This is a genomic window from Vreelandella populi, assembly GCF_003989825.1.
GTDB classification, from domain to species: domain Bacteria; phylum Pseudomonadota; class Gammaproteobacteria; order Pseudomonadales; family Halomonadaceae; genus Vreelandella; species Vreelandella populi.
Genome location: NZ_RZHE01000003.1, coordinates 277,386 through 287,469 on the forward strand (window position 1 = coordinate 277,386; position 10,084 = coordinate 287,469).

14 protein-coding genes and 1 rRNA gene are annotated in these 10,084 nt (G+C 53.2%); 5 read left to right on the forward strand and 10 right to left on the reverse strand.

The features are described 5' to 3' along the window. Nucleotides 1-2: 2 nt before the first annotated feature. Genes flgJ through flgB form a run of 9 tightly spaced genes read right to left on the reverse strand, consistent with a single transcriptional unit; the run spans nucleotide 3 to nucleotide 7,359 of the window. Nucleotides 3-1,028 (reverse strand): flagellar assembly peptidoglycan hydrolase FlgJ, encoded by a 1,026-nt coding sequence (gene flgJ, locus ELY25_RS03030; protein WP_126949808.1) that lies wholly within the window; start codon nucleotides 1,026-1,028, stop codon nucleotides 3-5. Then, entirely contained in the window at nucleotides 1,028-2,158 is a 1,131-nt protein-coding gene (locus ELY25_RS03035; protein WP_126949828.1) for a flagellar basal body P-ring protein FlgI, read from the reverse strand. The genes flgJ and ELY25_RS03035 overlap by 1 nt, the downstream gene beginning before the upstream one ends. 46 nt (nucleotides 2,159-2,204) lie before the next feature. Further along, nucleotides 2,205-2,894, reverse strand: coding sequence for a flagellar basal body L-ring protein FlgH (locus ELY25_RS03040; RefSeq protein ID WP_126949809.1), 690 nt, complete (start codon nucleotides 2,892-2,894; stop codon nucleotides 2,205-2,207). 23 nt (nucleotides 2,895-2,917) lie between these two features. Next, nucleotides 2,918-3,700 (reverse strand): flagellar basal-body rod protein FlgG, encoded by a 783-nt coding sequence (flgG, locus tag ELY25_RS03045; protein WP_126949810.1) that lies wholly within the window; start codon nucleotides 3,698-3,700, stop codon nucleotides 2,918-2,920. Nucleotides 3,701-3,735: 35 nt separating this feature from the next. Further along, nucleotides 3,736-4,494, reverse strand: coding sequence for a flagellar basal body rod protein FlgF (locus tag ELY25_RS03050; RefSeq protein ID WP_126949811.1), 759 nt, complete (start codon nucleotides 4,492-4,494; stop codon nucleotides 3,736-3,738). Nucleotides 4,495-4,525: 31 nt separating this feature from the next. Beyond that, nucleotides 4,526-5,761 carry a flagellar hook protein FlgE gene (gene flgE, locus ELY25_RS03055; protein ID WP_126949812.1) on the reverse strand — a complete coding sequence of 412 codons (1,236 nt, stop codon included), beginning with the start codon at nucleotides 5,759-5,761 and terminating at the stop codon, nucleotides 4,526-4,528. A gap of 36 nt (nucleotides 5,762-5,797) precedes the next feature. Then, complete coding sequence (locus ELY25_RS03060; RefSeq protein ID WP_221885410.1) at nucleotides 5,798-6,487, reverse strand: flagellar hook assembly protein FlgD; 690 nt, start codon at nucleotides 6,485-6,487, stop codon at nucleotides 5,798-5,800. 2 nt (nucleotides 6,488-6,489) lie between these two features. Next, nucleotides 6,490-6,900, reverse strand: a complete 411-nt coding sequence (gene flgC / locus ELY25_RS03065) for a flagellar basal body rod protein FlgC (protein WP_126949814.1) — start codon at nucleotides 6,898-6,900, stop codon at nucleotides 6,490-6,492. Between the two features lie 27 nt (nucleotides 6,901-6,927). Further along, a complete protein-coding gene (gene flgB, locus ELY25_RS03070; RefSeq protein WP_126949815.1) occupies nucleotides 6,928-7,359 on the reverse strand; it encodes a flagellar basal body rod protein FlgB in 432 nt (143 codons plus the stop codon). Between the two features lie 49 nt (nucleotides 7,360-7,408). Between flgB and flgA the strand changes: the two genes are divergently transcribed. The 5 genes from flgA (at nucleotide 7,409) to ELY25_RS18135 (ending at nucleotide 9,888) form a co-directional block, all read left to right on the forward strand. Further along, nucleotides 7,409-8,260, forward strand: a complete 852-nt coding sequence (gene flgA / locus ELY25_RS03075; protein ID WP_236995629.1) for a flagellar basal body P-ring formation chaperone FlgA — start codon at nucleotides 7,409-7,411, stop codon at nucleotides 8,258-8,260. An 85-nt stretch (nucleotides 8,261-8,345) separates the two neighbouring features. Continuing rightward, nucleotides 8,346-8,612: a flagellar biosynthesis anti-sigma factor FlgM gene (gene flgM / locus ELY25_RS03080; protein WP_126949816.1), complete on the forward strand. Its 267-nt coding sequence runs from the start codon at nucleotides 8,346-8,348 to the stop codon at nucleotides 8,610-8,612. Nucleotides 8,613-8,623: 11 nt separating this feature from the next. Continuing rightward, a complete protein-coding gene (locus ELY25_RS03085) occupies nucleotides 8,624-9,073 on the forward strand; it encodes a flagella synthesis protein FlgN (protein WP_126949817.1) in 450 nt (149 codons plus the stop codon). A gap of 75 nt (nucleotides 9,074-9,148) precedes the next feature. Beyond that, nucleotides 9,149-9,559 (forward strand): Rossmann-fold NAD(P)-binding domain-containing protein, encoded by a 411-nt coding sequence (locus tag ELY25_RS18130; RefSeq protein WP_312845185.1) that lies wholly within the window; start codon nucleotides 9,149-9,151, stop codon nucleotides 9,557-9,559. Then, the gene (locus tag ELY25_RS18135) at nucleotides 9,556-9,888 is read left to right on the forward strand and encodes a Rossmann-fold NAD(P)-binding domain-containing protein (protein WP_312845184.1); all 333 of its coding nucleotides are present in this window, start codon (nucleotides 9,556-9,558) and stop codon (nucleotides 9,886-9,888) included. Before ELY25_RS18130 ends, ELY25_RS18135 begins: the two co-directional genes overlap by 4 nt. A 73-nt stretch (nucleotides 9,889-9,961) precedes the next feature. Here the strand turns inward: ELY25_RS18135 and rrf are convergent. Next, a 5S ribosomal RNA gene (gene rrf / locus ELY25_RS03095) occupies nucleotides 9,962-10,077 on the reverse strand. Between the last annotated feature and the right edge of the window lie 7 nt (nucleotides 10,078-10,084).

Below are 10,084 nucleotides of genomic sequence, written 5' to 3' on the forward strand. Positions count from 1 at the left end.
CGTTAGCGCGAATCGGCCAGGAAGGTGCTCTCTGTGGTTAGCGGTCCCATCGTATTCATTACGGCGACAAGCTTTTGGGCGTAGCGAGGGTCTGTGGCGTAGCCGCCTCGCTGTAGCGCATGCGCTGCCTGCTCAGCATTGGCTGCTTGCACCACTTCGCTATAGCGCGGATTTTTACCTATCAGATTGGCGTAGTCGGTAAGCGCATGCTCAAACGAATCGTAAACCCGGAAGGTATCCACGACTTGGGTGCGCCGGCCGTTAATATACTCGTGCGTCACGATATCGGTGGTTTCACCACGCCAATGGCTCCCTGCCTTGATACCAAAGAGGTTGTGGCTATTGCCGCCCTGGCGGGTAGGTATCTCATGCCTCCCCCAACCCGTTTCCAAGGCTGCTTGGGCTAGAATAAGCTCTGCGGGAACACCACTGGCCCTGCTGGCTGCTTGGGCGGGCGTTGCGAGCTTGTCCATAAACCGCTGCACATGGTCAGAGGCATTCATCGGGGCCAATGCGCGGGCCATGGCTGGCTCGCTTGTTTCAGTGGCAGCAGTCTTTTGGCGTATGGCTTCGAGCTCGCTCAAGAACCGACCGTCCGCCTGAGCTCCTACGGTGCGCTCACTTTGAGGCTGCAATGCGCCATCCAGCACGCGTGGCGTCCCACGCGGAATGCCGGCAATTAGGGCTTGTAACTCTTGATCCGCATTGGAAGCCCCACTAATCGCGCCCTGACGCTGTAGCTGCTCCACCAGTACATCGGCTAACCCGATTCCTTTAGAGGCAATCACCTGGGACCACTGCTGATCCAGCATTTGCTGATAGGTATCGGTTGTCGTACTGCTCATCAGGCCAGAAGTGGGAATCGCATCCCGCATACTCTTCATCATCATCTGGACAAAGAGCGCTTCAAACTGTTGAGCGGCTGAATGCACACCGGCTTCAGGGTCCATTCGAGCGGTGTGCTGCAAACGCTGAAAGCCCTGCACGTCGAGTGCAAACTGGCTGGTCATGTCATTGGAAATACTCATCAGATGACCTCCAGCTCAGCGCGTAGCGAGCCGGACGCTTTTAGAGCTTCCAGAATCGACATCAGATCTTGGGGTGTGGCGCCCAGCGCATTCAACGCATTAACCACTTCATTAAGCTGCGCACCTTCTACAATCTGAAGATAGGCCTCCTGTTGCTCGATATTGATATCGGCATCCGGCACCACCACGGTTTGCCCCTGCCCCAAGGGTGCTGGCTGGCTTACACCAAAGCGCGTATCAATCATGATCGACAGGCTGCCATGGGCGACTGCAGCTTGGCGTAGCGTCACGGCGCTGTTCATGACGACGGAGCCCGTGCGTGAATTGAGCACCACGCGTGCGGGGGCCTCGGTGGGTGTCACCTGAACATTCTCGACCCGCGCCATAAAGTTGACGCGTGCGTTGGGATCAAGAGGGCCATCTAATGCAATAACACGCCCATCGCGGGCATAGGCAACCGACTGACCAAACTCATTGTTAATAGCGGCAACCATGCGCTGTACGGTACCGAAGTCAGCATCATTGAGCTGCAGTTCCAGCATGCCGCCATTGCCGCCCAGGTTCAGCGCTACTTCACGCTCGACCAGCGCCCCGCCGGGGATACGCCCTGAGGCCTGCTGGTTAATCTGTACGCTACTACCACCAGCTTGAGCGCCCGCACCGCCTACTAGCATATTGCCCTGGGCGATCGCATAGGTGTCGCCATCGGCGCCTTTCAAGGGCGTCATCAAGAGTGTACCGCCGCGTAAACTGCGCGCGTTGGCAATCGATGAGACGACAATATCCAAACGCTGGCCGGGGCGGGAAAAAGGCGGTAGATCAGCGGTTACCATGACGGCCGCTACGTTACGTAGCTGCATATTGGTACCCGGTGGAATGGTCACGCCCAGTTGCGACAGCATGTTCGTCAAACTCTGGCCGGTAAAGGGTGCCTGAGTCGTCTGGTCACCTGTGCTGTCCAGGCCCACTACCAGTCCGTAACCCACCAGCTGGTTATCCCGCACGCCTGCAAAGTTGGCCAACTCGCGAATCCGCTCGGCATGAACGGGCAAGGCGAGCAGGCACATTAATAGCACAGTACCTAGTTGAGTTAGCCGCACTTTAATTGATCGAAAACCGTTTTGCCGCATTGCCATCACTCTAGGTCACTGTGCTGTTTGGCCATTCTGGGTAACATTAGAAAGGCGAGACATTTAAGAAAAAGCGCTGTAGCCAACCCATATGCTGCGCTTCATTGATGTAACCATCCCCGACATACTCAATACGGGCATCTGCCACTTGAGTCGACGGCACCGTATTCTGTGTCGTTATCGTCCGGGGGTTCACCACACCTGAAAAACGAATAAACTCCGTTCCCTGGTTGATGGCTATCTGCTTTTCCCCTCTTACCCGCAAGTTGCCGTTATTCATGACCTCTAGAACCGAGACGGTAATCGTGCCGGTAAAGGAGTTATTCGCCTGTGCTCCCCCGCCACCGGCAAAATCGCTCGCACCGGAAACATCGAAGCCATACTCAGCCAGTGTATCGAGCACGTCGGGTAGCTGCGCAAGCTCAAGTGATGAGCTACCGGTACGGTTGGCATTAGAGCGCGCATTCTTACTCGCGCTCACCTGCTCATCCAGCACAATGGTCAAGATATCGCCCATCGCTCTGGGTCGACGGTCTTCAAACAGCGGCTGATAGCCACGCCGCGCCTGGTAGATCGAACCATTGGGAACGGGCGGCGGGCGGTCCACAATATCAATCTGCTCCTGCTCGCCCACGACGGAAGCACGGGGTATCTGCGCGCAGCCAGCGGCCAGCAGTATAAAAAACAGCACAGCAATAACGCCTAGCCGACGGCCAAGATAGTTCAATTCCCGCATGGCTCGATAGCCCTCAAAAGCGCTTAGAGCTGGCTCAGTCGCGCCAGCATTTCGTCACTGGTCGACACTGCCCGGCTATTAATTTCATAGGCCCGCTGTGTCTGGATCATGCTGACCATCTCTTCCACAACGTTCACGTTCGACGTTTCCACATAGCCCTGAAACAGGCGCCCAGCGCCATTGTTACCGGGTATGTTTTCATTTGGCGCACCTGAAGCACCCGTCTCCAGATAAAGGTTGCCACCGACGCTTTCCAAGCCAGCTGGATTGATGAACGAGGTCAGCGTAATTTGACCCACGTTATTGTCCAGCGCGATGCCTGGCTGGCGTACGCTCACTGTGCCATCTTCGGCGATCGTCACGGCCAGAGCATTCTCGGGTACGAAAATGGCTGGCTCCAGCGGGTAGCCGTTAGCGGTTACCATCTGGCCATTTTCATTGAGCTGAAAGCTACCATCCCGGGTATAGCCTGTAGTGCCATCTGGCAGCAGTACCTGAAAGAAGCCCTCACCGTTGATAGCCAGGTCGCGCGAGTTTTCCGTCTGCTCCAATCCACCCTGAGTATGCAGACGCTCTGTAGCAACGGCACGAACACCGGTACCTACCTGCATGCCGGAAGGCAGACGATCCTGGATATTGTTCTGGGCGCCGGGCTGGCGCATGTTCTGATACAGCAGATCTTCAAATACCGGGCGCGAGCGCTTAAATCCATTGGTGCTAACGTTGGCCAGATTGTTAGAGATAACGTCCAGCTTGGTCTGCTGAGCTTCCAGCCCCGTTTTGGCGGTCCACAAAGAAGTAATCATGAGAATTCGTGTTCCCTTGGGTAAGCGGCTAGGGTTTAGCCCTGAATAGAGAGAATACTGTTGGCTCGCTGAGCGTTTTCATCAGCGGTGCTGAGCATTTTCATTTGCATGTCGTAGCGTCGGGCAACATCAATCATGGAGACCATGGCATCCACGGCACTGACGTTGCTGCCTTCAAGCGCACCACTTACCAGGCGAGCGTTCTCGTCGCCCGGCAAAGCGCCAGGCTCACCTTCTTCATTAAGCGGGCCACGAAACAGGCCATCATCGCCGCGCGTTAGCGCGAGCTCATCAGGCGTTACCAGCTTGATACGGCCAACTTCAACCAGCGCTTCGGGGCCTTCACCTTCGGGAATGGCACTAATCGTGCCATCAGCGCCAATGGATACCTGAGCGCCCTGAGGCACCGCGATCGGGCCACCATCGCCCATGACAGGGCGTCCGACGTTAAGCAGCACGCCATCGCTGTCGAGCTGCAGATCACCGCGCTTGGTGTAGGTTTCGGAGCCATCGTCTGCCAATACCGCCATCCAGGCGTTGCCTTGCATCGCTACATCCAGCGCACGGCCGGTAAACTCGACCGGCCCCTGGGAAAAATCGCTGCCAGGCGTCGTGGTAACCACTGAAGTACGTGTTGCCAGCAATGCATCGCCCTGAACAGGCACCGAACGAGCGGCCTGCAGCTGGGCGCGAAAGCCGGTAGTGGTCACATTTGACAGGTTATTGGTCACCACTGACTGTTGGTCCATGGCGCTTTTAGCACCGCTCATGGCGGTATATAGCATTCGATCCACTCAGCTTACTCCTTACAAAAATGACCCACTATTAAAGGTTAATAATGGTTTGCAGGAGTTCATCCTGAGTGCTGATCGTTTGTGAGTTAGCTTGGTAAGAGCGCTGGGCAATAATCATACTGACCAGCTCTTGGGCTAAATCCACGTTGGAGGTTTCAGTGGCCCCCGCCTGAATTAGGCCAACCAGTCCGGTCCCCGGTGCGTTAACCAACTCTTGACCGGAGGATGCCGTAGCTGTCCAAAGATTATCACCTACTGGGTTCAATCCTTCTGGATTACGGAAACTCACCAAGGCAATTTGGCCTGCAGCGCGAGACTGCTCGTTGGAATAATTGCGCATGATGGTGCCATCGTCTTGGATGGTAACGCCTACCAATGAGCCAGATGTATAGCCGTTCTGTACAGTGTTATTAACCGTGGAAGCATTCGCAAACTGCGTTGAACCATCAAAACTTATTGCAATATCTAATGCTTCAAACGGGTTCCCGGCACCAAATTCCGAACCCGGACCAGTGAAAGCCGCATTGTTAATATTCGTAGTACCATTCAGTGTTCCGTTTTGATTAAAGGCTAAGTTGCCCAAACCGATATCATAAGTACCACCACCCGCAGGCCCACCTGCCATCCGTCCATTAACAGCCCACTGATTATCACCAGTTTTAGTGAAATACAGCGAAAGGTTACGCGCATTCCCTTGAGAGTCGAACACGGTAGCATTGGTAGAATAGTTATAAGTATTAGCGTTGTTTGCATCAAACGGTGTAGCTGCAAGATCGATAACAGGCTGTCCAGAGTCCAGGTTTAACGATATATCTAGTTCAGTGGTTGCATTAGCCTGAAGGTCGCCTGCGGGTACTTGCATGGGCTGTACATTCCCCCCCGCTTGTACGTTTCCATCTGCATCAGCCGGATAGCCCATGATCTGTGCGCCCTGGGCGTTAACCAGATTACCGGTTGACGTCATGGTGAGCTGTCCATTACGTGAGTAGCCCACTTCACCATTTGGCTGCTGAAAGCGGAAGAAACCTTCGCCCGCAATTGCAAGGTCCATGTTGCGCGATGAGGACTCGACGTTACCCTGACTGAAATCCTGCAATACGGCAGAAGTACGAACCCCTAGGCCGATACGCGATTGGGCATATACGTCGGCAAACTGCACACTGGAGCTTTTAAAACCAACCGTTTGCGAGTTGGCAATATTGTTACCGATAGCGCCTAATTTCTCACGCTGAGCGTTCAGACCACTGAGTGCTTGTGAAAAGCTCATGATGTTCCCCTGAAAAAGGTGTTATTTAGCGAATAATCAAAGAATTTGTTTAATTTGGTTGAGCGCTACCTGACCGTAGATAGCCCCCAGATCCAGACGAACATCATTGCCACCCGTTCCAGGCGATACTCCCTGCACTAACGCGTAGTTAAGCGCTCGGGACTCCATCAGTTCACCTTCAGCATTCGTGGCCTTAAAGTTAACGTTATAGGCACCTGCAGGTACTGCCGCACCATCGTTCGTCAATCCGCCCCAGCTAAAGGACTCAACGCCTGCAGCCACCGGGCCCAGATCCTTGGTATAAAGCACTTCACCCGCCTTGCTGGTAACCGTGACTTCAACTTTTTCAGCGGCTGAATCCAGCTCAATACCAAAAGGCGTTGCGTAAGAGCCGTTTTCCTCATTAACGCTTACCATCACGTTATTGCCAGGCACCAATACTGCTTTATCGATCAAACCAGCTGCCTGCAGAGCTTTCGCCGCATCCATCTGCTGGGTAATACCACTGAGTGTGGTATTGAGCTCTTCAATCCCGCTCACGGTATTGATTTGTGCCAGCTGAGAGGTCATTTCCGCATTTTCCATGGGATTGAGCGGATCCTGATTCTGTAGCTGGGTAATCAGCAAGGTCATAAAGCTGCCGCGCAACTCGTCTGACTGCCGCGCCGATAGGCCATTTGAACCACCGCTGTTGACACTATTCAGGACACTTGTATCGACGTTCATAATTACCCCTCACCCAGCGACAACGTCTGTATCATCATTTGCTTGGTAGTATTGAAAACCTCGACGTTCGCTTGATAGGAGCGAGACGCAGAAATCATATTCACCATTTCATGAACAGGCTCTACATTGGGCTTGGCCACATAGCCGTCTTCATCAGCGGCAGGGTGATTCGGCATATATTCAAGACGTAGCGGCGAGTCGTCTTCTACGATCTCCGAGACTCTCACGCCACCCACGCCATAGCGGGTGTTTTGTGCCTGCGATTCAAACATTACTTGTTTCGCGCGATAGGTTTCGCCATCGGGCCCGGCAATACTATCGGCGTTGGCCATATTGCTGGCGGTAACGTTCATACGCTGCGATTGGGCGCTCATGGCAGAACCGGCAACATCAAACGCTGAAAACATCGACATAATTTATCTCCTACGCAGTTAGCCAGTTTATTCAGGCTGCATTGCGTTTTTCAGACCCTGGATACGGCGATTCATGATCGTCAGCGCCGCTTGGTAACGAACGGCATTATCAGCAAACTGAGTGCGCTCACGATCCATATCGACAGTATTGCCATCCAGGCTCGGCTGATCAGGAATCCGGTATAGCAGATCCGTATTTCCAACGCCCCGCCAGGCTGGTCCTGCGCCTGCCATATGCTGTTCAGAAGTGCGCGATAGCGTTAAACCGCCATGGCTACCCTGCTGAGCACCACCACCTTCAACTGCTTTCTTCAGCTCACTGGCGAAGTCAATATCGCGTGCCTTGTAGTTGGGCGTATCAGCGTTGGCAATATTGGCAGCCAACACTTCATGGCGTGCTTGTCGCAAGCCGAGCGCCCGCTGATGGAAGTTAAAGGCAGACTCTAGTTGATCAATCATGCCGAACACTCACTCGCTGAGAGGCAAAAAAACAAAATGGAATTTATTGATGGTGGAGAATACGCGTCCGGCTGTCAGCCAAAGCATGGAACAGCTAGTATTTACACCAGTATTTCGCCTGTTTCCCTTAAGTCTTTTTCGCTACACTTATCAGCCTGATTTCGTTATTTCCCCTTTTGAGCCCTCCACCATGCCATATCCGCTGCACGTCGCACGCTACTGTCTGACAGTGCTCAAGCGTTACTTTCTACTAGGCGTTTGTTTGTTTTGTTCTCCTAATGCACAAGCCGACGACGCTCTGCTCCAGCAGGTACATCAGTTTTTATATCAGCAGACGCAGGCGCTGGGAGAAGAGGTAATCATTGACCTGCGTCCGCCCTCGCCACACCTGCCACCCTGTGTTCAACCAGAGCCTTTTTTGCCTAATGCGGGCCAGTCACCGCTTGGCCGCGTTTCAGTTGGCGTTCGCTGTGGCGAAACACACCAGCAGGTGCGCTATCTCCAGGCGCAGATCGATGTCATCGGCAGCTACTGGGTAGCTCAGCAAGATATTGAGCGGGGTACTCTCATTACGCCCGATATGCTAACGAAGCAAAGTGGCAGTTTAAGTGCGCTACCCTCACAGGCGTTAATTGATGAAGCGGACATAGTGGGCAAAGTCGCTCAACGCCCAATTCGTAGCGGAAGTACGTTTCAAACCCACTCGCTACAAGCCCCTGCGCTTGTGGAGCGTGGTCAACGTGTTACGGTAATTGCCCAGGGCAGCTCGTTTCGAGTATCTAGAGAAGGTGAAGCGCTCGAGAATGGGGGGCAGAACGATCGTATCCGTGTGCGCTTTGATACACGTGAAATTGTTACGGCGCGTGTTAGTGAGCAGGGTATTTTAGTGGTGGATTTTTAATTCTGGTCTAAAGTTTTAGCCACCCAGGCCGATAGTTGTAATACTGCGCCGAATACACAGACGTTGACCATGTGAGGCACCCAACGTGAAAATTGATAATGTAAATTCGCTGTTACGTGCGAGCCAAGCACATCAGCGCGATGAAACTCAAAAAGCGAGCGGTATTAAACCTGTGGAATCGGGCAGCTCCTCGCGCGAATCCACTCAACTTAGCCAGTCGCGCTTTGATGAAACGCACGATATTGATATGGCGAGAGTTCAGGAAATACGCGATGCTATCCGCGAAGGCCGTCTGGAAATGAGCGCTGAGCGTATCGCCGATGGTTTAATTGCCAGTCTCACAGAATCATAGGATAGATGGTTATGAGTCTTGCTCGCTTGCTTTCTGATCAACAGCAACGCCTTGAAGAACTCACGGCCTTGCTGTCGCGTGAGCAGACACTTTTAACGCAAGGCGACATCGACGGCGAAGCACTCGCCAGTTTAGCAGTCGATAAACAAATACTCCTCACCGAGGTTGAGCGTATCGAGACGCTGCGCCGCAATGTACAAAAGCGTCTTGGTTATGAAGAAAATGCCAGCGGTGCAAGATCTGCCGCGAGTGATGCCAAGTGCCTAGACGCATGGGAAACCCTGCTTGAAAAAAGCGAGCGGGCAGCCCGAATGAACGAACTAACCGGGCAAATGCTTTCCTTACGCATGAAACATAATCAGGAAATGCTCGACTATATACGTCAGATTGCTGAAAAGACGCTATATAAGCCCAATGGCCGAACCGGAGCACAGTCCGGAAGAATTAATGCCTCGGCCTAAATAAGCGCCCACGCTAGACAGATTTTCTCCCTACCGCTTCAATAAGAGCCCTCCCCTTTCACATTAGGCTCTTACATGCTGGACATACTTCCTGACCGCTATACGGCTCTGATTACCGGTGCGTCCAGCGGCATTGGCTATGCCCTGTTAAACCAGCTTTTATCCTCCTCGCGTGCTGGCCGAATTATTACGGTTACCCGCCAACCATTTGCCATTGACGATGAACGAGTCATTTCGCTCACTCTGGATGCCACCACCGACGAGGGACGGTCAGCGTTAAATCAGCAGCTCGCCGGCCAGCCAGTCCACTTATTCTTTAATGCGATTGGTTTACTTCATGATGATGCCCGTAAACTTCACCCGGAAAAGCGCTTAGATCAGCTGAATGCCGATAGCTTACAAGCCATCATGCATGTCAATGCTTTCACCCCAGCACTACTTATTGCCTCGCTCATGGACTCCTTTAAAGTACTCATTGCTGTGTGATTGCCAGCCTTTCTGCTCGGGTAGGCTCCATTGCCGACAATAATTTAGGGGGATGGTATAGCTACCGAGCAAGTAAAGCCGCGCACAATATGTTACTTAAAACAGCGGCCATCGAATTAAAAAGGCTCAACCCAACGTCGATCGTTTTATGCCTGCATCCAGGTACTACGGACACCCCACTTTCTAAGCCGTTCCAGGCACGAGTGCCCAGCGAGAAGCTCTTTACACCTGACTTTACTGCAGGGCAACTCTTGGCGGTCATAAATAAGCGCACGCCAGAAGATAGTGGTAGCTTCTGGGACTGGGCAGGAAAGCGTATCGAGTGGTGAAGTACACAGACTTTTCTTTCACACACAGCAAAAAGCCCCGAACACAGTGTGCTCGGGGCTTTTCTTAATAAGTGCCTGACGATGACCTACTCTCGCATGGGGAGACCCCACACTACCATCGGCGCTAAGCGGTTTCACTACTGAGTTCGGCAAGGGATCAGGTGGTTCACGCTCGCTATGGTCGTCAGGCGTAACT

Coding starts and splice junctions, on each gene's coding strand:
- flgJ (WP_126949808.1), bottom strand. CDS start 1,028: ATGAGTATTTCCAATGACATGACCAGCCAGTTTGCACTCGACGTGCAG.
- ELY25_RS03035 (WP_126949828.1), bottom strand. CDS start 2,158: ATGCGGCAAAACGGTTTTCGATCAATTAAAGTGCGGCTAACTCAACTA.
- ELY25_RS03040 (WP_126949809.1), bottom strand. CDS start 2,894: ATGCGGGAATTGAACTATCTTGGCCGTCGGCTAGGCGTTATTGCTGTG.
- flgG (WP_126949810.1), bottom strand. CDS start 3,700: ATGATTACTTCTTTGTGGACCGCCAAAACGGGGCTGGAAGCTCAGCAG.
- flgE (WP_126949812.1), bottom strand. CDS start 5,761: ATGAGCTTTTCACAAGCACTCAGTGGTCTGAACGCTCAGCGTGAGAAA.
- ELY25_RS03060 (WP_221885410.1), bottom strand. CDS start 6,487: ATGAACGTCGATACAAGTGTCCTGAATAGTGTCAACAGCGGTGGTTCA.
- flgC (WP_126949814.1), bottom strand. CDS start 6,900: ATGTCGATGTTTTCAGCGTTTGATGTTGCCGGTTCTGCCATGAGCGCC.
- flgB (WP_126949815.1), bottom strand. CDS start 7,359: ATGATTGATCAACTAGAGTCTGCCTTTAACTTCCATCAGCGGGCGCTC.
- flgA (WP_236995629.1), top strand. CDS start 7,409: ATGGTGGAGAATACGCGTCCGGCTGTCAGCCAAAGCATGGAACAGCTA.
- ELY25_RS03085 (WP_126949817.1), top strand. CDS start 8,624: ATGAGTCTTGCTCGCTTGCTTTCTGATCAACAGCAACGCCTTGAAGAA.
- ELY25_RS18130 (WP_312845185.1), top strand. CDS start 9,149: ATGCTGGACATACTTCCTGACCGCTATACGGCTCTGATTACCGGTGCG.